The 21,092-nt window shown below is 61.5% G+C and carries 18 protein-coding genes and 1 riboswitch; of the genes, 7 read left to right on the top strand and 11 right to left on the bottom strand.

From position 1 onward, the window contains the following. Nucleotides 1-5: 5 nt before the first annotated feature. A complete protein-coding gene (locus tag AC07VG_RS24895; protein WP_495002523.1) occupies nt 6-764 on the bottom strand; it encodes an AraC family transcriptional regulator in 759 nt (252 codons plus the stop codon). Between the two features lie 194 nt (nt 765-958). Between AC07VG_RS24895 and AC07VG_RS24890 the strand changes: the two genes are divergently transcribed. Continuing rightward, the gene (locus tag AC07VG_RS24890) at nt 959-1,837 is read left to right on the top strand and encodes an EamA family transporter (protein ID WP_495002524.1); all 879 of its coding nucleotides are present in this window, start codon (nt 959-961) and stop codon (nt 1,835-1,837) included. Between the two features lie 57 nt (nt 1,838-1,894). Then, nucleotides 1,895-2,479: a Fe-S biogenesis protein NfuA gene (gene nfuA / locus AC07VG_RS24885; RefSeq protein ID WP_177056981.1), complete on the top strand. Its 585-nt coding sequence runs from the start codon at nt 1,895-1,897 to the stop codon at nt 2,477-2,479. Between the two features lie 236 nt (nt 2,480-2,715). Here the strand turns inward: nfuA and AC07VG_RS24880 are convergent, their stop codons facing one another. The 6 genes from AC07VG_RS24880 to AC07VG_RS24855 form a co-directional block, all read right to left on the bottom strand. Then, nucleotides 2,716-3,147 carry an NUDIX hydrolase gene (locus AC07VG_RS24880; RefSeq protein WP_495002525.1) on the bottom strand — a complete coding sequence of 144 codons (432 nt, stop codon included), beginning with the start codon at nt 3,145-3,147 and terminating at the stop codon, nt 2,716-2,718. Between the two features lie 20 nt (nt 3,148-3,167). Continuing rightward, complete coding sequence (cobM, locus tag AC07VG_RS24875) at nt 3,168-3,914, bottom strand: precorrin-4 C(11)-methyltransferase (RefSeq protein WP_495002526.1); 747 nt, start codon at nt 3,912-3,914, stop codon at nt 3,168-3,170. A 63-nt stretch (nt 3,915-3,977) separates the two neighbouring features. Next, nucleotides 3,978-4,394 carry a cobalamin biosynthesis protein gene (locus AC07VG_RS24870; RefSeq protein ID WP_495022049.1) on the bottom strand — a complete coding sequence of 139 codons (417 nt, stop codon included), beginning with the start codon at nt 4,392-4,394 and terminating at the stop codon, nt 3,978-3,980. Further along, the gene (locus AC07VG_RS24865) at nt 4,391-5,092 is read right to left on the bottom strand and encodes a CbtA family protein (RefSeq protein WP_495022048.1); all 702 of its coding nucleotides are present in this window, start codon (nt 5,090-5,092) and stop codon (nt 4,391-4,393) included. The genes AC07VG_RS24870 and AC07VG_RS24865 overlap by 4 nt, the downstream gene beginning before the upstream one ends. Before the next feature lie 10 nt (nt 5,093-5,102). Continuing rightward, a complete protein-coding gene (locus AC07VG_RS24860) occupies nt 5,103-5,285 on the bottom strand; it encodes a CbtB domain-containing protein (RefSeq protein WP_495022047.1) in 183 nt (60 codons plus the stop codon). Between the two features lie 96 nt (nt 5,286-5,381). Further along, nucleotides 5,382-5,607, bottom strand: a riboswitch (cobalamin riboswitch). A 119-nt stretch (nt 5,608-5,726) separates the two neighbouring features. Beyond that, the gene (locus AC07VG_RS24855) at nt 5,727-6,083 is read right to left on the bottom strand and encodes a response regulator (protein ID WP_495002530.1); all 357 of its coding nucleotides are present in this window, start codon (nt 6,081-6,083) and stop codon (nt 5,727-5,729) included. Nucleotides 6,084-6,346: 263 nt separating this feature from the next. On the opposite strand from AC07VG_RS24855, the gene AC07VG_RS24850 reads away from it, so the two are divergent. The 5 genes from AC07VG_RS24850 (at nt 6,347) to AC07VG_RS24830 (ending at nt 12,888) form a co-directional block, all read left to right on the top strand. After that, entirely contained in the window at nt 6,347-9,841 is a 3,495-nt protein-coding gene (locus AC07VG_RS24850) for a response regulator (protein ID WP_495022046.1), read from the top strand. Continuing rightward, a complete protein-coding gene (locus tag AC07VG_RS24845) occupies nt 9,814-10,656 on the top strand; it encodes a CheR family methyltransferase (RefSeq protein WP_495002532.1) in 843 nt (280 codons plus the stop codon). Before AC07VG_RS24850 ends, AC07VG_RS24845 begins: the two co-directional genes overlap by 28 nt. Next, the gene (locus AC07VG_RS24840; RefSeq protein WP_495002533.1) at nt 10,653-11,258 is read left to right on the top strand and encodes a chemotaxis protein CheB; all 606 of its coding nucleotides are present in this window, start codon (nt 10,653-10,655) and stop codon (nt 11,256-11,258) included. The genes AC07VG_RS24845 and AC07VG_RS24840 overlap by 4 nt, the downstream gene beginning before the upstream one ends. Further along, on the top strand, nt 11,252-12,433 hold the full coding sequence (locus AC07VG_RS24835) for a hybrid sensor histidine kinase/response regulator (protein ID WP_495002534.1): 1,182 nt from the start codon (nt 11,252-11,254) through the stop codon (nt 12,431-12,433). Before AC07VG_RS24840 ends, AC07VG_RS24835 begins: the two co-directional genes overlap by 7 nt. Before the next feature lie 77 nt (nt 12,434-12,510). Beyond that, nucleotides 12,511-12,888, top strand: a complete 378-nt coding sequence (locus AC07VG_RS24830) for a response regulator (RefSeq protein ID WP_495002535.1) — start codon at nt 12,511-12,513, stop codon at nt 12,886-12,888. 91 nt (nt 12,889-12,979) lie between these two features. Here the strand turns inward: AC07VG_RS24830 and AC07VG_RS24825 are convergent, their stop codons facing one another. From AC07VG_RS24825 to AC07VG_RS24810, 4 genes are all read right to left on the bottom strand, one after another. Beyond that, complete coding sequence (locus AC07VG_RS24825) at nt 12,980-14,032, bottom strand: tetratricopeptide repeat protein (protein WP_495002536.1); 1,053 nt, start codon at nt 14,030-14,032, stop codon at nt 12,980-12,982. Between the two features lie 120 nt (nt 14,033-14,152). Continuing rightward, complete coding sequence (locus AC07VG_RS24820) at nt 14,153-16,252, bottom strand: EAL domain-containing protein (RefSeq protein ID WP_495002537.1); 2,100 nt, start codon at nt 16,250-16,252, stop codon at nt 14,153-14,155. Between the two features lie 234 nt (nt 16,253-16,486). After that, nucleotides 16,487-17,914 carry an efflux transporter outer membrane subunit gene (locus AC07VG_RS24815; RefSeq protein ID WP_495002538.1) on the bottom strand — a complete coding sequence of 476 codons (1,428 nt, stop codon included), beginning with the start codon at nt 17,912-17,914 and terminating at the stop codon, nt 16,487-16,489. Beyond that, nucleotides 17,911-21,090 carry an efflux RND transporter permease subunit gene (locus AC07VG_RS24810; protein ID WP_495002539.1) on the bottom strand — a complete coding sequence of 1,060 codons (3,180 nt, stop codon included), beginning with the start codon at nt 21,088-21,090 and terminating at the stop codon, nt 17,911-17,913. Before AC07VG_RS24810 ends, AC07VG_RS24815 begins: the two co-directional genes overlap by 4 nt. Nucleotides 21,091-21,092 lie beyond the last annotated feature (2 nt).

Genomic DNA, 21,092 nt, shown 5'->3' with positions numbered 1-21,092 from the left:
GGGCATCACTGGAAATAGCGACTGGGCGATTCGCCGAGCGCCCGACGGAACACCGTGGCAAAGGCGCTCGGGCTGCTGTAGCCCAGCTCCATGGCCACCCGTGTTACCGGTTCGCCATTGCCCAGGCGAACGATCGCCGCCAGCAGGCACGCCTGTTGGCGCCATTCGACGAAGCTGACACCGGTGTGCTGGCGAAACAGCCGGGTGAAGGTGCGCCGGCTCATACCCGCGTCTTGAGCCATTTCGTCGATAGCGATTTCCAGTGACGGCTGATCCAGCAACCGACGGCAGATCTTCGCCAGGCGCGGCTCCCTGGGGAGCGGGGCGTTCAGCGCCAGTCTTGGCATCCGCGCGATCTCGTGGAGCAACAAGCCCAGCAAGTATTCGTCACGATCACTGGGCGAAACCTGGACGGGGACCTGCGCCGCCTGGTCGAGCAGGTGACGCAGCAGTTCGGATACCCCCAGTACCTGACAGTCTTTGGCCAACGCCAGGCGTTGCTGGGCGGTTGGCAGAACATAAGCGTTGAGCATGGTCACCGGACCGCGCATGCACATGGCATGGGGCAGCCCGGCCGGTACCCAGATGGCGCGTCCCGGCGGTACGACCCAGTCGCTCTGGTCGGTAAATACCGTGATCACCCCGCAAGCCGCATAGGCGAACTGGCCGCGTTCGTGGCTATGGTGATCGAATCCCTGGCCGTCGGCATAGTCGTGGCGGGTAACGACTACTTCTTGTGGTGTTGTCGGGTAAAAATCGGGCATGGCTGACCCTGCTGGGTTAAAGGTGATCTGAAGAACTGTGCTCGCCTGAAATTTTCTGGGGTGTTTGAGATTAGCGTTGGCCCATTTTTAGTTTGAATTGACCTTCAATTGCAAGCGGGCCATAAGTAGCAGCGGCAAAGTAGTCGGGCGCCAGCGAGTCGTCTCGCCGGGCCTGACTATTCGGATTGTTTGCCATGCAGAAAAAACACCTGTTGCTCGCCGTGCTGGTCACGGCTGTCTGGGGCTTGAACTTCCCCATCACCAAGCTGGGCTTGAGCCATATCGACCCGCTGCTGTTGACGGCGCTGCGCTTTACCCTGGCGGCCCTGCCGTGGGTGTTTTTCATTCGTCGGCCGCAAGTGGCAATGTCCTGGATCGCTGCGTACGGGATGATTTTCGGGGTCGTCATGTGGGGGCTGATCAACTTCGGTATCAGTCTGGGCGTTCCACCGGGAACCGCGGCGCTGCTGATCCAGACCAGTGCCTTCTTCACCCTGGGTTGGGGCGTGCTGCTGTTTCGCGAGTCATTGAGCGGGGCTCAGGTGATCGGCGGGTTGCTGGCGGCCCTGGGGCTGGCCTGTGTGCTGTTCGACAGCTCGGCGGGCGAGAGCAGGGCTGGGTTGCTGCTGATCGTGCTCAGTGCCGTCGCCTGGAGCCTGGGCAATGTGCTGATCAAGCTGTCGCGGGTCAAAGAGGTGTTCGCCTTCGTGGTCTGGGCCAGCCTGTTCGCACCGCTGCCGCTGTTCCTGCTGACCTGGCTCAAGAACGCTGCGGTGCCCTTTGTCGCGCTGCCGGATCAGCTCGGGACGGGTCTGCTGTTTTCCCTGGCGTTCCAGGTCTATGGCGCTACACACCTGTGTTATTGGGGCTGGAATCTGTTGTTGCGCGAATATCCGTTGTCGCAGGTGGCGCCGCTGTCCTTGCTGATTCCGGTATTTGCCATTCTCGGTTCGATGCTGTTGCTCGGCGTCTGGCCGAGCCCGGCGGGCTGGCTGGCCAGTGCGCTGATTTTCTCGGCGTTGCTGGTGGGTTCGATCCAGTGGCGGCCGCTGCTTTCCCGACAAAAATACTAGGACTTTGTCCGGCGGCCCGATTGGCGTAAACTGGCGGCAAGTCTGTGAGGAGATTCCATGAGCGCCATAACCATTACCGATGCCGCCCACGATTATCTGGCTGATCTGCTGTCGAAGCAGAACACCCCGGGGATCGGCATCCGCGTTTTCATTACCCAGCCGGGTACCCAGTACGCCGAAACCTGCATTGCCTATTGCAAGCCGGGTGAAGAAAAACCTGAAGACACCGCGTTGGGGCTGAAAAGCTTCACCGCGTGGATCGATTCCTTCAGCGAAGCCTTCCTCGATGATGCGGTGGTCGATTACGCCACCGACCGTATGGGCGGCCAACTGACGATCAAGGCGCCAAACGCCAAGGTGCCGATGGTCAATGCCGACAGTCCGGTCAACGAGCGTATCAACTATTACCTGCAAACCGAAATCAATCCGGGGCTGGCCAGCCACGGCGGCCAGGTCAGCCTGATCGAAGTGGTCGAGGACGGTATCGCCGTGCTGCAGTTCGGTGGCGGTTGCCAGGGCTGTGGTCAGGCCGACGTGACCTTGAAGGAAGGCATCGAGCGCACCTTGCTCGAGCGGATTCCCGAGCTCAAGGGTGTACGCGATGTGACCGACCATACGCAGAAAGAAAACGCCTACTACTGAGTTCGGTAGCAGGGCGTTCGCTACGTCCGGCTGGATAAAAAAACGGTGCCCGTGAGCGCCGTTTTTTTATGGGGGGATCGGTTGAGGTCGTTCCGATTGCGGTGCCTGCTCCGACGTCTTCGCGGGCAAGCTCCGCTCCCACATGGGGTTCTGTGCCGTCCATATAATCCAGGTTCGACACAGGTACTGTGGGAGCGGAGCTTGCCCGCGAAGAGGCCCTTGAGAGCGGTACATTATTACGACCCGGAAACCCGACTCTCCAGGTAATCGCGCAGCCGCTCTTGCAGATAGGGCACACCCAGCGGGTGCTCCAGGTACTCGGCAATCGCCATCATCCGCCAGTACTGGCCTTCGTCGCCAAAGCGAATCGCTGTAATTTCCGCGCGGCTCAGTTGCCCGACCAGAAACCACGAGTGGGTATTGGGCTGGGTCACGCTGGGGTAGCGTCGGGCCCATTCGATCCGTTCAGCCCCGATACGCAGGGAAAACTCCTCATCCAGCTCCCTGAGGGCACATTCGCTCGGAGTTTCCTCGCCTTCGCGACCGCCACCGGCAAAGTCCCAATGTCCGGGATAGGGAATGCTGTCCTTCATGTCGCGCAGGTAGGTCAGCAGCTCATCGCCGCAGAGCAGGGCCAGTTTGGCGCCGGAAAACAACGGTTCGGACATCGGCTTATCCTCCAGACGATTCAAGGTCGATAAAGATGAGCGTGACCCGCGCGGTACAACGAGGATTCGCTGAAGTGCTCGCTGGCCAGGACGCGGCCCACCAGGATCAGCGCCGTGCGGCGAAAGCCCTTGGCCTCGACCTTGGCCAGAATATCCTCAAGGGTACCTTGTACCCAGTCCTGGTCGGGCCAGGTAGCGCGATGGATCACCGCGATCGGGCAGTCCGCGCCGTAATGCGGCAGCAGTTCCTCGATGATTCTGGCCAGGTGTTTGACCCCCAGGTGAATCGCCATGGTCGCCTTGTGCTGGGCCAGGCTGGCCAACTCTTCCCCGGCCGGCATCGCGGTTTTGTCGGCATAACGGGTGAGGATCACGCTTTGGGAAATATCCGGCAGCGTCAGCTCGGCGCCGAGCAAGGCTGCGCAGGCGGCGGTCGCGGTGACGCCGGGGATGATTTCATAGGCAATGCCCAATTCGCGCAGAGGGCGGATCTGCTCGCCGATGGCACCGTAGAGCGACGGATCGCCCGAATGCACCCGCGCCACGTCCTGGCCCCGGGCATCTGCGGTCTTGATCAGGTCGATGATCTGTTCCAGGTGCAACTCGGCGCTATTGACCACTTGCGTCGCACGGTGGCCTTCAAGCACGGCATCAGGCACCAGGGAGCCGGCATAGATGATCACCGGGCAGCTGCGGATCAGGCGTTGGCCCTTGACGGTAATGAGTTCCGGATCGCCGGGGCCGGCGCCGATGAAGTAGACGGTCATGACACTCTCTGAACAGGGCTGCACAAGACTTTACATGAACAACGCTCATGTAGACGGCGGTGATTATCGAGGGTTTTGCCCGGTCCAGGCCAGTGCAAAGGTCGCCTGAGGATGCTTTTGGCGTGAAATCAGAAGATTCGCACGGGCTTGCCCCAACTGTTCGGCCAGGGCCAGCGCGGCACTTTCTGCGACGCCATGACAGCCGGTCTGTTCGAAGGCCTGGCTGGAACGATGGCTGAGCCGAGCCTCGTAAGGTGCCAGCTCGGTCGCACTGAAGAACACCAGCGGCAGGTTCAGGCGCTGTGCCAGTTCCCGCAGGCCGGGTTCAACCTTTTTCCCATCAATACTTGCCAAGCCATTGATTTCCTTGAGGTCGATCCGATGGGCCAGCAAAGATTGCTCCAGTAGCGCCTGCAAGGTCGAGGCGCTACAGCCGAGCCGGCAGCCGAGGCCAACCGCGAGGATTGGCGTCGTGCTCATGCCGAGTAGTGAGCCTTGGTCTTGCGCCGGAACAGCCATGCACTGATCAGGCCCAGGGCCAGCCAGAACGCGGCATTGGTCAGTTGCGAGGCGATCTTGAATTGTGCTTCCAGCTCTTCTGGCGCCAGGCTGGAATGAACTTGCGGCTGCGGTGCGCCGATCACATGGGGCACCACGACAATGGCCACGCCCAGCAGTTTGAGCGCCCAGTGCTTGCCGAACACCACCAGGGCAATGGCAACCGCCGTGGACGCTGCGGTGCCGACCCACCAGATCTGCCGTTGCAGCAAGTCCGCCGCGGCAGTGCCCGGCAGTTCCGGCGGCAGGCCCAGGGTCGGTGCCAGGCAGAACGTGGCATAACCGGCCAGGCCCCAGAGCAGGCCCTGGGCGGTGCGGTTCGGCGCGCGCAGGGTATAGAGGCCGGCCAGCATCAGGGCGAAACCGACGGCCACCACCAGGTTGCCGCCGGTGGTGGACAACACGCGCTGCCAGCCGTCTTCCGGCTCCCAGGCCTCTTCGTCGTGTACGTGCCCGGCCATGGCCGCGTGCTGGTGTTCGTGAGCCTCGGCTGCCGCGGATTTTTCATAGGTTTCCGCCTGGAGAATCAGCGGGGCGACCCAGAAGCTCTGCAGCAGGGTCAGCAACAGGGCGGCCAGCAAGCCGGTGAATCCCGCTGTTTGCGCAATACGCTTGATCATGGCTGGCGTCTCAATGGCACGGGAAGGCAGAGCTGTGACGGGTATCGTGTGCGGCGTTGTGGACGACGTCGATGGGTGAGAACCCGGCGAAATAGACCAATGCCGCGCCCAGGATGGTGGCACCGATGGCGGCGACGAGGCGCTGGCTCAGGGTGCTGATGGCGGTCGAGTGGCGGACGGTAGTGGTTGACATGGCGCTTCCCTTTGAGTTTTAGCAGGCGGAAAGGCGCGAAGAACCTCGGCGGGCGGGCGCCCGGAGATTACAACAGCGCCTGCCCACCGCAGGTTTGTCATCGATTATTTCTGGGCCGGTCTCCGGGCTTGCGAGGGAGTTGGGCAGGGCCCGACTCTTCAAGCGTCGCCTTCCCATGCCGGTGTCGACACAGTGGCTCTGACGCTTCTCTCGCTTACCGTTGCGGGGGCAGCACCGGACTGATCAGGCCTGAAGACAGACAGGCTGACGCACCGGTTTCCCGTTTCACCCTGTGAAGGGCACCCAAAACAAGGCCACTAGGTAAACACGCTGGGCCGGGCGCGTCAATGCAGTAGAGGGCGCAGTGGTGGTCGCGAATGCGCTGGCCCAGCCCCGAGTTAAAGTGAATTCTAGAATAAATATTTCATATAAATCATGTGCTTATATAATATTTTTGATCTTTAGCCTTAACTGATCAATAGAAAAGGGCTTGCTGATCACCTGCATGCCAGGCGCCAGTTCGATGCTTTCGGCGTAGCCGCTGGCAAACAGGACGGGCAGCCCCGGGCGCATTTGGCAGGCGGCCTTGGCCAATTCGCGGCCATCCATTTCGGGCAGTCCGACATCGGTCATCAACAAATCGATGCGGGTGTCGGCCTGTCCAAGGATATCCAGGGCCTTTTCGCTGCCGTCGGCCTCCAGGACATTGAACGCCAGTTCCTCCAGGACATCGACGATCAGCATGCGCACGACGGTATCGTCTTCAACGACAAGGATGGTGGCGGGGGGGACTGGCATAAGGGTATATCCCGAAAAAGTGAGGAATGGATCAAGTTCGCTGAACCGCTCGGCCTCTGGTATCAGTAAACCACCGGGCCAGGCAAGTTCCCCGGCCTGTACAAAAAAATCCGACTGTACAAGATGATAGGCTAAGGTCTGTCATCGCGTCACGACAGTGCGGCCTGGGGCATTGCATTCTAAGCTGTGAGAAAAATGGCGGTCTTTTATTCGTACATACGGCAGACTCCTTGATAATCAATAACTTTAATCCGGGCCCTGAAATGAATTCGTCGTCTTCGGTGGATGAACAAAGCTTTCGCAAGTTATTGAGTCGCAACATCAGCCTGCCCTTGGGCGTCGGGGTCCTCAGTGCGGTATTTTTCGTCGCGCTGATCACCTATCTGCTGTCGGTGATCCAGTGGGTCGAGCATACCGACCGGGTGATCAATAACAGCAACGAGGCGATGAAGCTCTCGGTGGATCTGGAAACCGGTATGCGCGGTTTCCTGATTACCGGTGACGAGCATTTCCTCGACCCCTACGAAGTCGCCAAGCCGAAGATCATTGCCGAACTGCGCAGCTTGCAGCAACTGACCGCGGATAATCCGCAGCAGGTCGACCGCTTCAAACGCATCGAAGCCTTGCAGGGCGCCTGGAGCGAATACGCTCAGTTGATGATTGAACTGCGGCGTTCCGGCGGCGACTACCGGGGGGTGATCCAGGCGGGGCGCGGCAAGCGCCTGGTTGACGAGATCCGTAGCGAGTTTGAGAACGCCATCGACATGGAGCAGCAACTGCGGCTCGCGCGCAATGAAACCGTAAGCCGCACCACGATCTGGAGCATCGTCCTCTATCTCATCTTTGTGCTGGGCCTGAGTGCCTTGCTGGCCTTTATAGGTCGACGTGATTTGTTATCACTTTCAAGTAGTTATGCAAAAAATCTCGCGTCACAAGTCAAGAGTGCGGAACGCCTGGAACAGCAAGCCTGGCTACGCAGTGGCCAGACCGAGCTGGCCGAGCAGGTGCTGGGCCAACTGAGCCTGAATCTGCTGGGGCGCAATATCCTGCAATTCTGCGCCCAGTATATGGGCAGCGCCGTGGCGGCATTGTATGTCCGCGAAGAGCAGGGGGGCCTGACCCGTGTCGCCAGCTATGGTTTTTCCCGCGAGCAGGATCGGCAGGAACAGGCGATCTTCAACGATGAAGGCCTGGTTGGCCAAGCCGCCGGCCAGGGCCGTCTGATTCGCCTGGACGAAGTGCCGATGGATTACTTCAAGGTCAGTTCGGGCCTGGGCGAGGGGTCGCCGCGCAGTGTGCTGGTGGTGCCGACCACTAACGATGAGCGGGTCAACGGGGTGATTGAGCTGGGTTTCCTGCGTCCGCTGAACGAACGTGACATCGAACTGCTGGAACTGATCGCCGACAATATTGGCACTTCCATCGAGGCCGCGCGTTACCGCCAGCGCTTGCAGGAGGTCCTGGCCGAGACCCAGCAGCTCAACGAAGAGCTGCAAGTCCAGCAGGAAGAGCTGAAGACCGCCAACGAGGAACTGGAAGAACAGTCCCAGGTGCTCAAGGAATCGCAGGTTCACCTGGAAAGCCAGCAGAGCGAACTCGAACAGACCAACGAACAGTTGGCCGAACAAGCCCTGGCCCTGGCCGCGCAGCGCGACGCGATGGACCTCAAGAACAACCAGCTGAACCTGGCCCAGATCCAGCTCGAGGAGCGTGCCGAGGAGCTGCAGCGTTCGAGCAAGTACAAATCCGAGTTTCTTGCCAACATGTCCCATGAGCTGCGTACGCCGCTCAACAGTTCGCTGATCCTGTCCAAGCTGCTGGCGGAGAACCCGCAGGAGAACCTCACGGAGGAACAGGTCAAGTTCGCTGAATCGATCTACAGCGCGGGCAACGATTTGCTCAACCTGATCAACGACATCCTCGATATCTCCAAAGTCGAGGCGGGCAAGTTGGAGCTGCGCCCGGAAAATACCAGCATCGAGCGTCTGGTGGAGGGGCTGCGCAATATGTTCGAGCCACTGGCCGGCGACAAACAGTTGGGCTTTGAACTCGAGATGCGTGGCGACCTGCCAGCGACGCTGTTCACCGATCGCCAGCGCTTGGAACAGGTGCTGAAGAACCTGCTGTCCAACGCCATCAAGTTCACCGAGACGGGCCGGGTCAGCCTGAGCGTGTCGCGCCAACCCGGTGTCGGTATTGCCTTTGCCGTCCGCGACTCGGGCATCGGTATCGCCGCCGAACAACACGAGAGCATCTTCGAGGCGTTCCGCCAGGCGGACGGCACCACCAACCGCCGTTATGGCGGCACCGGTCTTGGCCTGTCGATTTCTCGCGATCTGGCGGCGCTGCTCGGCGGTTCCATCAACGTGGCCAGCCAGCCCGGGCAAGGCAGTGTGTTTACCCTGGTGTTGCCGGAGCGTTATGTGGAACGCCGCGACGGCGCGGGCCCCGCGCCGGTGGTGGCACCCCCGGCGCCGCTGGAGTCACTGGACCCGCCGCGCAATCGGCCACCACTGGTCGTGGAAGCACCGATCCAGCGTTTTGCCGACGACCGTGAAAAAGGCCCGTTCACCAGCCGCTGTATCCTGGTGATCGAAGATGAACCGAAATTTGCCCAGATTCTCTACGACCTGGCCCATGAACTGGGCTACCAATGCCTGGTGGCCCATGGCGCGGACGAGGGTTTCGAGCTCTCCGCCCAGTTCATCCCCGACGCGATCCTGCTGGACATGCGCCTGCCGGATCACTCTGGCCTGACGGTGCTGCAGCGCCTCAAGGAACAGGCGCCGACCCGACATATCCCGGTGCATGTGATTTCCGTGGAGGATCGCACCGAGGTCGCCATGCACATGGGCGCCATGGGCTATGCGCTCAAGCCGACCACTCGCGACGAACTCAAGGAGATCTTCACGCGCCTGGAAGCCAAGCTGACCCAGAAGCTCAAGCGCGTGCTGCTGGTGGAAGACGACGACCTGCAACGCGACAGCATCGCCCGGCTGATCGGCGACGACGATATCGAGATCACCGCCGTGGGTTTTGCCCAGGAAGCCCTCGATCTGCTGCGCACCGATGTCTTCGACTGCATGATCATCGACCTCAAACTGCCAGACATGCTCGGCAACGAACTGCTCCGGCGCATGTCCACCGAAGACATCCGTGCCTTTCCGCCAGTGATCGTCTATACCGGGCGCAACCTGACCCGCGACGAAGAGGCCGAGCTGCACAAGTATTCACGCTCGATCATCATCAAGGGCGCGCGCTCGCCGGAGCGCCTGCTCGATGAAGTGACACTCTTTCTGCACAAAGTCGAATCCCAGCTGTCCCATGAAAGACAGCGCATGCTCAAGACCGCCCGCAGTCGCGACAAGGTCTTCGAAGGGCGCAAGATCCTGCTGGTGGACGACGATGTGCGCAATATCTTCGCCTTGACCAGTGCGCTGGAGCATAAGGGCGCGATTGTCGAAATTGGCCGTAATGGCCGTGAGGCGATTGAGCGACTCAACGAAGTGGAGGACATCGACCTGGTGTTGATGGATGTGATGATGCCGGAGATGGACGGTTACGAAGCGACCCTGGAAATCCGCAAGGACCCGCGCTGGCGCAAACTGCCGATTATCGCGGTCACGGCCAAGGCGATGAAGGATGACCAGGAGCGCTGCCTGCAGGCCGGCTCCAACGACTACCTGGCCAAACCGATTGATCTGGATCGATTGTTCTCGTTGATCCGTGTATGGCTACCGAAGATGGAAAGGATCTAGTGGATCGAAGTTCCGACATCGAGTTGCGGTTGTTGATCGAGGCGATCTACCTCAAGTACAGCTACGATTTTCGCGATTATTCCGGTGCGTCCGTCAAACGCCGGGTCCTGCATGCCCTGCGTCAGCTTGATTGCGCGACCATTTCGGCGCTGCAGGAACGGGTGCTGCACAATCCGGCGGCATTCATGCAGTTGCTGCAGTTCCTGACCATTCCGGTCAGCGAGATGTTTCGTGATCCCGGCCATTTCCTGGCGATCCGCCAGGAGGTGGTGCCGCTGCTCAAGACCTATCCGTCGATCAAGATCTGGGTCGCCGGGTGCAGCACCGGGGAAGAGGTGTACTCCATGGCGATCCTGCTGCGCGAAGAGGGTTTGCTCGAACGCACGATCATCTATGCCACCGATATCAACCCGCATTCATTGGAAAAAGCCAAGCAGGGCATCTTTACCCTGGACAACGTACGCACCTATGCCGACAACTACCGGGCGTCCGGAGGCCAGCGCGACTTTGCCGAGTACTACAACTCGGCCTACGGCTACGCGATTTTCGATAAGACCCTACGGGAAAACGTGACCTTTGCCGATCACAGCCTGGCGACGGATAGTGTATTCTCCGAAACACAATTAATTTCGTGTCGTAACGTATTGATTTATTTCAATAAAAAACTTCAGGATCGAGCCTTCAGTTTATTTCACGAGTCCTTGTGCCACCGGGGTTTCCTGGTGCTGGGCAGCAAGGAGACGCTGGATTTTTCCGCCTATGGCAAGCGGTTCGAAGCATTGGTCAAACAAGCACGGATCTACCGTAAATCATGAACGGCCCGCTACAGCAAAGCACTGACCGCAAACGGCTCGAGGCGGTGGTCGTGGGCGCTTCGGCAGGCGGGGTCGAAGCTCTGATGACGGTGTTCGGCGCGCTGCCGGCGCGGTTCAGCCTGCCGATCGTGATCGTCCTGCATATGCCGGAAGGGCATCGCAGCCAGTTGGCCGAGGTGTTCGGGCGACGCCTGGCGTTGCCGGTGAAAGAGGCGGACGACAAAGAGAGCATCGTGCCAGGCACCCTGTACTTCGCCGCCCCTGGTTATCACCTGTCCATCGAACAGGACCGCAGCTTTTCCTTAAGCCGCGAAGAGCGGGTGCATTATTCCCGGCCCTCGATCGATTATCTCTTCGAGTCGGCGGCGGACGCTTACGGTTCACGCCTGCTGGGCATACTCTTGACCGGCGCCAATCAGGACGGCGCCGCGGGTCTGCTGCAGATCCAGCGCCAGGGTGGCCTGACCGTGGTGCAAGACCCGAACGACGCCCGGGTGGCAACCATGCCTGAAGCCGCGTTGGCGTTGCACCAGCCGGACTACCTTCTTTCTTTGCAGGGCATCGGCCGCCTGCTTGTCGAGCTGGAACAAATGACATGCTGAGTACTATCCAGGCCAAACTGCTGATTGTTGACGATCTGCCGGAGAATCTGCTGGCGCTGGAAGCGCTGATCAAGCGCGAGGGCCGCATTGTCTACAAGGCACTGTCGGCCGACGAAGCACTGTCGCTGCTGCTTCAGCACGAGTTCGCCATGGCCATTCTCGATGTGCAGATGCCGGGTATGAATGGCTTCGAACTGGCCGAGTTGATGCGCGGTACCGAGAAAACCAAGAATATTCCCATCGTCTTTGTCAGTGCCGCCGGTCGCGAGCGCAACTACGCCTTCAAGGGTTACGAGAGCGGCGCGGTGGACTTTCTGCACAAACCCCTCGACCCTCATGCGGTGAAGAGCAAGGTCAGTGTCTTTGTCGACCTCTACCGCCAAAGCAAGGCAATGAAGCTGCAGGTCGAGGCCCTCGAGCAGAGTCGTCGCGAGCAGGGACTGCTGCTGCAAAAGCTGCAGGCGACCCAGGAAGAGCTGCAGCACGCGGTGCGCATGCGCGACGACTTCATGTCGATCGTTTCCCATGAAGTGCGCACACCGCTCAACGGGCTGATCCTGGAAACCCAGCTGCGCAAGATGCACCTGGCCCGGGACAATGCGGCCGCCTTCACCCTGGACAAGATGCGTAGCATGGTCGCGCGCGACGAGCGGCAGATCCAGAGCCTGATTCGCCTGATCGAAGACATGCTCGACGTTTCGCGCATCCGTACCGGCAAACTGTCGATCCGTCCCGCGCGCCTGGACCTGGTGCGCCTGGTGGACAAGTTTCTGGAGGGCTTCGCGCCGCAGGTGGCCGCGGCCGAGTCGACGGTCAGCTATTGCGGGGACGCTTCACTGGAAGGCGAGTGGGATGAGTTCCGTATCGAGCAGGTTGTCTCCAACCTGCTGACCAATGCCTTGCGCTACGGCGCCAAGAGCCCGATCGAAGTGCGCGTCTACCGCCACGGGCACGAGGCCCGAATTGAAGTGCGTGACCGTGGCATCGGTATCAGCGAAGATGACCAGGCGCGGATCTTCCAGCAGTTCGAGCGGGTTTCCGGTAGTCATGCCGCCGCCGGGCTGGGCCTGGGCTTGTTTATTTCCGAGCAGATTGTCGCGGCCCATGGTGGTCGCATCACCGTCGAGAGTACCCTTGGCGAAGGGGCTTTGTTCTGCGTTTGCCTGCCTCTGTAGGAAAAGCCGACATCAGACGCAACCTCTGGCTGAGCCGATGGTCGTATTGGCAGCAATTTTAAGAATGAAGGCTTCCCATGAGTGAAGATGCACAAGACGTCGTACTGATCGTCGAGGACGATGCCTCGATCCTGCTGGTGCTTTCCACCTACCTCTCCCACGAAGGGTATCGGGTGTTGCAGGCGGAAAATGGCGAAGAGGCGTTCGCGATCCTGGCGAGCAAACCCAACCTGGACCTGATGATCACCGATTTTCGTTTGCCCGGGGGTATTTCCGGAGTGGACATCGCCGAGCCCGCGGTCAAGCTGCGTCCGGACCTCAAGGTGATTTTCATCAGTGGTTACCCGGCGGAAATCCGTGAATCCCACAGTCCCATCGCCCACAGTGCGCCGATCCTGGCCAAGCCGTTCGACCTGGATGTGCTCCAGGAACAGATCCGCAAGCTGCTGGCGTGAGTCTGGAGCGCCGTACCCCCTGTAGGCGCCGGCTTGCCGGCGATGTAACAAGGGCCTCAGCGTCGGAACGCCGCCCGCAGCAAACGGGTGCCTACAATCCCTGCTGCAACGCCGGATCATCCGGATTCTGTTGCTCCAGCTGGGCAAGCAGAATCTGCACATTCTGCAACTGCCCGGTTTCCTTCCAGTAGCTGATCAGCAGTACCCGCGCCTTGCGGTTCGACGGTTGGCGCTGGACGATCTCTTCCAGTTGCCGCTGGGCCGCCTCGATCTGCTGCAAGTCATGCAAGGTGGTGGCGAGCTTGTAGCGGTACTCGGCGTTTTCCGGTTGCAACTCCACCGCTTTGGCCAGCCCCAGTACGGCGAGTTCGGTCTGGCCGTGGCGCAGCAGCCAGACGCCGAGGGCATGTTGCAGGTAGGCCGATTGCGGTTGTACCTGCAACTGCTTGGCCAGCAACTGCCGGGCCTGGTCCGGTTGCCCGCGCTTGTCCAGCAATTCGACCTGGGCCACCAGCGCCTTGAGGTTGTCCGGTTCCAGCCGCGAGACATGCTCCAGCGCCGCCTGCGCCTTGTCCAATTGCCCCTCATGCAGGTACAACCGCGCCAGTTGGAACTGCGCCTCGGCGCTTTCCGACTGGGCGGCCAGGGTCCGTTCGTACTCGTCCACCACCTGTTGCAGCGGACCGTAATACAAGCCCTGGTCATCCGCTGACAAACCGAGCATGGCGTTGGCGGCGGCGAAGCGCACGGATTGCTCGCGGTCTTCGAGCACCGGGCCGAGCAACAGGCTGCGCTGGGCCCCCGGAACCAGGCCGACAATGCTCTCGATCGCCGCCTCGCGGACCACTGGCGAGGGATTCTGCAAATCCTTATCGGCCAGCTTCAAAGCCCGTGGACTGGGGTAATTGGGCAGTTCGGCATGCAAGGCGGCCCGGCGGGCATCCGTCAGATCGGTCCGCGCCAGTTGCTGGTAGAGCACCCGTGCCGCGCCGGGCAGGCCATTATGCGCCTGCTTCAGCGCCTGGCCGTAATTGATATGTGGGGCCTGGGGGGCGGCGAGCTTGCCGGGCAGCCAGTGCCAGACAAGGCCAAGGGCAAGCAGCAGCAACAGGCTGGTAAGCAGGTAGCGGTGGGGCTTCGTCATGCAGGGTCCGTGAGCTGGCGAGCGTTTGCTGAATGTACCAGCTTCGGTCAGCCGCGTTCAGGAGTCAAACCCGCGACTCAGGTCAACACATAGTCCACCGGCTCCGGCTCCGGCGGCAGGTCAGCCCGGCAGCATCAAGCCGCTGCTCTCCCGCGGCAATGCTTGTCGCTGGCGGACGAATTCGGGCATCCGTTCGCCGGGGATCGCCTTGCTGAAGTACCAGCCCTGGATCACCAGTTCCGTGGACGAGTGCAGGGCGTCGTACTGCTCCTGGGTTTCCACGCCCTCGACGATGATCCCCAGATTCAAGGCTTCACACAGTCGCAGCATGCCATTCAAGACCCGCGCACCCTCGGGATGGCAGTGGGCGACGACAAAACTGCGGTCGATCTTGATGCAGTCGATCTTGAACTGGTGCAGGTAACTCAACGCCGAATAACCGGTGCCGAAGTCATCGATATACAGTTTGGCGCCGAAACCGTGCAGGCGTTCGGTCAGGCGATTGATCACCTGGATATCGCCGACCAGGGCGTCCTCGGTCAGCTCGATGGAGATCATCCCCTGGGCCTGGGCGAGGATCTCCAGCAAGCGCTCGCCGTACTCCGGCACGCCCAGGGTGGCGCCGGTCACATTGATGGTCATCGGCAGTTCGAAGCCGGCTTTGCGCCAGCGCCGATGTTGCTCCAGTGCCTGGGAGGCTACCCACAGGTCGACATCCGGCATCAGCTTGGCCTGGCCCAGCCACTTGAGGAATTCCCAGGGTAAATGGGTGTTGCCGTCCGTGTCGCGGACGCGCATCAGCGCCTCGCAACCGGTGCACAGGCCGCTGGTCTTGGAAATCTGTGGCTGGAACTCCAGGTAAAACTCGTATTCGCTGATCTGGCGGATCCGCTCCAGCTCCCGGGCCCGGCGAGCGTCGTTCTTGTACGCGGCCGCCACCGGGTCGAGCTCGAACAGCCGACCCTTTTCCTCCAGGCTGCGAAAGGTGGTGTCGAAGGACTTGATATAGATGCCGTCGTCGCTTTCCTGCTGGCGGTGCAGGCCCATCACATAGGGGGCGTAGATCAGGCTGCCGATACCGAGCAGGACCAGTTGCAGGACCACCGCGGCCCAGTCGCCGTTGGTGCTCAGGTAGGCGTTGAGCAACACCGGCGAGTTCAGCGGCATGCCGGTGACCATCGGCGCCACCCAGCCGGCCTGGACCGCCGCCACCGCCAGCAGTGCGTTGAGCATCGGGGTGAGCAGGAACGGGATGAACAGGCGCGGGTTGAGAATGATCGGCAAACCGAACAGCAGAATCTCATTGACGTTGAACAGCGACAGCGGCACCGCGGCCAGGGCCAGCAGGCGCAAGGAGCGATCACGGGTAAACAGCAGCACGGCGACGATCAGCGACAACGAGGCGCCGGAGCCACCGATAAAGGCGAAGCAGCCCAGCAGGCCGCTGTTGAGGATATAGCGATGCGGCTCCCCGGCGGCGAGGTTGATCTGATTGATATTCACCGCCTCGTCGAGGACGCTGAACACTGGCTGCATGGCGTGCAGGCCATGAATACCGAAGAACCACAGGACCGAGTTACTGGCGCTGATCAGCGCGCCGTAGCGGTAAGGATGGTCCAGCGCCTCGCGGTCGAAGGGCACCTGCATCTGGGCGATCAGGGGAATCTGCAACAGCAGCGACAGTGCGATGACCAGCAGGGCGGTGGTGAGCAGGCCCGGGACCACCGCATTGATGCTGTCGCGCACATTGAAACCGACCACGTTTTCCCGTACCAGGCGGGTCCAGGACTGGCGGTACAGCCAGGCCATGATCGGTACGTTGATCAGCGGCGAGGCAATGGCGATAAACAGCACCAGGGTTGCGGCGGCGCGGGGAAAGTCGCTGAGCAGGTAGATGGCGATTTCCACATGGGCCAGGCACAGGAAGGCCACCGGCACCTGGGGCAGGCGATAGCGGATGGCGAGCATATAGCCGATGGACGCGGCCACCAGCAAGGGCAGGACGCCGCTGATTTTCTCGTGCAGCCCGGCGAGGAAGTTCACCTCGTCGTCGGGCAGCCCCGCCAGGCGTGCGCAGGCCGACAGGATCAGGAACGCCGTCGACACCAGCAGGCACGGCAGCAACCACAGCAACCCTTCGCGGATGGCTCGCAATGAGTCGGCACCGGCCAGTGCGGCAAGGCGATGGGTCAGGAACAACTGGAAGACTGACTGCGACATTGCCCAACCCCTTTTGACCTTCAGTCCTGTCGGAGCACATGGCTATCATCGCGGCCCCGGAGGTGAGCATATCCCGAGATGGCCTGAAAAGGCCAAGTCGCTGCTTGAAAAAGCCCCGGGGCCAAAGGCGCTTGGGGCTGACAGGCTGGAGTCCGGGCGAAAAAAAGCCCCGCCACCAAGGTGGTGCGGGGCTGAAAAAGGGTCGGAGGGCATCCAACCCCGGGAGGTCTTGAATCAGTTGCTGCTGGCCACTGTTTGCGGCTCATAGCCGCCACCCAGGGACTTGTAGATCGCCACGATGCCGCGATACAGGTCGGTCTCGGCCTGGGCCTGGCTGTCCTCGGCGGCCAGGCGTTCGCGCTGGGCGTCGAGCAGGACCAGGAAGTCGGCGGTACCTTCGCGGTAGCGAATCGCAGCCAGGTCGGCGGCGGCACGGCTCGATTCGCTCTGGCGAATCAGCGAGATCAGGCGCTGCTGGCGCTTGCCGTAATCACTGAAGGCGTTCTGCGATTCTTCCAAAGCCAGCAACACTTGCTGCTCGTAACTGGCGAGGGCGCCTTCGGCTTCGGCGTTGGCCCCGCGCAAGCGGGCCCTGACGCTACCGAGGTTGAACGCCGGCCAGGTGATGCTCGGGCCCAGGGCCCAGGCGTTGGCGGCGGACGAGCCGATCTGCGAACCACGCCCGGCGGTAAAGCCGAGGAAGCCACTGAGGCTGACCCGTGGGAACAGGTCGGCCTTGGCCACGCCGATCCGCGCGGTGGCGGCGGCCAGCTTGCGTTCGGCGCTGACGATATCCGGACGGCGTTGCAGCAGGTCGCCCGGATTGCCAATGGCCAAAGCCTTGGAAATCGCCGGCAGGTCCTTCGGCCCCAGATCCACCGACAGGGTGTCCGGGCGCTCGCCCAGCAAGGTCGCGATACGGTTGCGCTCGCGGGCCTGCTCGGCCTGCAGTTGTGGCACCGTGGCCTCGACCGCCGCCAGACGCGCATCGGCACGGACCACGTCGAGCTGATCGCCGACGCCGACGTCACGCAGGCTTTCGGTGATGCCCTTGGACTCCTGCTGGTTCTTCAGGTTGGCCACGGCGATCTTTTCCCGCAGTTGCGCGCCGCGCAGTTGACCATAGGCGTCCACCAGTTCGGCAATCATGGTGACTTGCAGCTGGTATAGGTCGGCTTCGGCCACCTGCTGGTCGGCATCGGCGGCTTCCAGGTTGCGGCGGATACGGCCGAACAGGTCGACTTCCCAGGCCATGTCCAGGCCCAGGTCATAGCGTTCGCTATTGACCCGTTGCTCGGTGGTACCCGGCACCTGGCCCTTGCCGACGTTGGCGCTGGCACGACTGGTGATGGTCGGCATGGCATCGTCGCTGACATCGTCGCGGATCGCCCGCGACGCTTTCAAGCGGGCGAAGGCCACGCGCAATTCACGGTTGCCGGCCAGTGACTGAGTCACCAGCTGGTTCAGGGTCGGATCGTCGAACTGCTGCCACCAGATACCCTGGAAACGTGCGCGGTCATAGTTCTTCTGTCCGGCGCTGCCGTCGGTGGCGGCGGTGATGTTCGCCTTCTCCGTGGCCGGCGCCTTGTAGTCCGGGCCAACCGTACAGGCGGCCAGCGCCAGTACCAGCAGGCTCGGCAGAAAGGCTTTCAGATTGCTCATTGTTGCGCCTCCAGCTTGAGGGCCCGGGCGGCCTTGCGAGCGTCGCTGCGCTCGACAAAGCGGCGAATCAATACATAGAACACTGGCGTCAGCAGCAGACCGAAGAAGGTCACCCCGAGCATCCCGGAGAACACCGCGACACCCATGGCATGGCGCATCTCGGCACCGGCACCGCTGGAGAACACCAGGGGTACCACGCCCATGATGAAGGCGAAGGAGGTCATCAGAATCGGCCGCAGACGCAGGCGGCAGGCTTCCAGCACCGCGCTCAGCGGATCGAGGCCTTCTTCCTGCTTATCCTTGGCGAACTCGACGATCAGAATCGCGTTCTTGCACGCCAGGCCCACCAGTACGATCAAGCCGATCTGGGTGAAGATGTTGTTGTCGCCACCCGAGGCAATCACCCCGGTAATGGCCGACAGCAACGTCATCGGCACGATCAGGATCACCGCCAGTGGCAGGCTCCAGCTTTCGTATTGGGCGGCCAGTACCAGGAACGCCAGCAGTACGCAGAGTGGGAACACGAACAGCGCGGTATTGCCCGAGAGGATCTGCTGGTAGGTCAGGTCGGTCCACTCGTAGGTCATGCCGTTGGGCAATTCAGCCTTGAGCAGCTTCTCGATGGCCACCTGGGCCTGGCCGGAGCTGTAGCCCGGTGCCGCGGCGCCGTTGATTTCCGCGGTGATAAAGCCGTTGTAGTGCATGACGCGGTCCGGCCCCGAGGTGTCGCTGACCTTGATAAAGGTCGCCAGCGGGATCATCTCGCCTTTGTTGTTACGTACTTTCAGTTGGCCGATCTGGTCGGACTCAAGGCGGAACTGCTGTTCGGCCTGGACGTTGACCTGATAGGTGCGACCGAAGCGGTTGAAGTCGTTGGCATACAGCGAACCCAGGTAGATCTGCAGGGTGTCGAAGATGTCGCTGACGGCGACGCCGTGGGTCTTGGCCTTTTCCCGGTCGATAGCCGCATCGACCTGTGGCACGTTGACCGTGTAGCTGGTGAACAACCCGGCCAGTTCCGGCACGCTGCGGCTCTTGCCGATGATGTTCATGGTTTCTTTGTACAGCTCGTCGTAACCGAGGTTGCCGCGGTCTTCGATCTGCAGGCGGAAACCGCCGATGGTGCCCAGGCCTTGTACCGGTGGTGGCGGGAAGATCGCCATGTAGGCTTCCTGGATCCCCGCGAACTTGCCGTTCAGGGCGCCGGCAATGGCCCCGGCGGACTGGCTCGGGTCCTTGCGCTGGTCGAAAGGCTTCAGCGTCACGAAGACGATACCGGCGTTCGGGCTGTTGGTGAAACCGTTGATCGACAGGCCAGGGAAGGCCACCGCGCTTTCCACGCCAGGCTGTTTCAGGGCCAGGTCGGACATACGCTTGATCACGTCTTCAGTGCGGTCCAGGCTCGCCGCATCCGGCAGTTGGGCGAAGGCCACCAGGTATTGCTTGTCCTGGGCCGGGACGAAACCGGTCGGGGTGCTGGCGAAACCGAACCAGGTCAGGACCATCAGGCCGGCGTACAGCACCAGGGCGATGCCGCTGGCCCGGATAACGCGGGTCACGGTGCCGACATAACCATGGCTGGCGCGGTCGAAGAAGCGGTTGAACGGACGGAACAGCCAGCCGCCCAGCAGTTTGTCGAGGAACTTGGAGAAACCATCCTTCGGTGCGTCGTGACCTTTGAGCAGCACCGCGGCCAGCGCTGGCGACAAGGTCAGCGAGTTGAATGCCGAAATCACGGTGGAGATGGCGATGGTCAGGGCGAACTGCTTGTAGAACTGCCCGGTCAGCCCGGAGATAAAGGCCGCCGGGATAAACACCGCACACAGTACCAGCGCCGTGGCGATGATCGGACCGGTCACTTCACGCATGGCGCGCTTGGTGGCTTCCACCGGATTGAGGCCCAGGCCGATGTTTCGTTCGACGTTCTCCACCACCACGATGGCGTCGTCCACCACGATACCGATGGCCAGCACCAGGCCGAACAGTGACAGGGCGTTGAGCGAGAAGCCGAACAGGTGCATGACCGCAAAGGTACCGATCAACGACACCGGCACGGCGACCAGCGGGATGATCGAGGCGCGCCAGGTCTGCAGGAACAGGATCACCACCAGCACGACGAGGATCAGCGCTTCGAACAGGGTGTGGACCACTGCTTCGATGGAGCCGCGTACGAAAATCGTCGGGTCATAGACAATGCTGAAGTCCATGCCTTCGGGGAAGGCCTTCTTCAACTCGGTCATCTTGGCGCGGACTTCGTTGGAGATTTCGATGGCGTTGGAGCCCGGCCGCTGGAAGATCGGGATCGCTACCGCCGGCTGGTTGTTCAGCAGCGAGCGCAGGGCGTACTGGCTGGAGCCGAGCTCGACCCGGGCGATATCTTTCAGGCGGGTGATCTCGCCGTCGTCGCCGGCACGAATCACGATGTTCTCGAACTCTTCTTCGGAGACCAGGCGACCCTGGGCATTGACCGAGAGCTGGAAGCTGGTGGCGTTGGGGGCGGGTGGCGCACCCAACTGACCGGCCGCGACCTGGCGGTTCTGCTCGCGAATGGCGTTGACCACATCGGTGGCAGTCAGGTTGCGCGAAGCGGTCTTGTTCGGATCGAGCCAGACCCGCAGGGAGTAGTCGCCCATGCCGAACAGCTGCACGTCACCGACGCCGCCGAGGCGGGCCAATTCGTCCTTGATATTGAGCAAGGCGTAGTTGGACAGGTAGAGCATGTCGTAGCGTTTGTCCGGCGAGGTCAAGTGCACGACCATGGTCAGGTCGGGCGAAGCCTTGTCGACGGTGATACCGATACGGGTCACTTCCACCGGGAGCTTGGGCTCGGTGCGGGTCACGCGGTTCTGCACCTGCACCTGCGCGTTATCCAGGTCGGTGCCCAGGGCGAAGGTGATGGTCAGGGTCAGCTTGCCGTCGGCGGTGGATTGCGAGGACATGTAGAGCATGTTCTCGACACCGGTGATCGCCTGTTCCAGCGGTGCGGCCACGGTTTCACCGATCACCTTGGGGTTGGCGCCGGGGAAGTTGGCACGCACCACCACGGTCGGCGGTACCACTTCCGGGTATTCGCTGATGGGCAGTTGGAACAGCGAGATGGCGCCCGCGATCAGGATCAGCAGCGAAAGCACCGCCGCGAAAATCGGTCTTGATATGAAGAACTGGGAAAAATTCATCG

Source organism: Pseudomonas sp. GW821-FHT03C07 (genome assembly GCF_059420925.1).
Note: the sequence above shows the minus strand (reverse complement) of the source record. Positions and strands in the feature narration are given on the sequence as shown.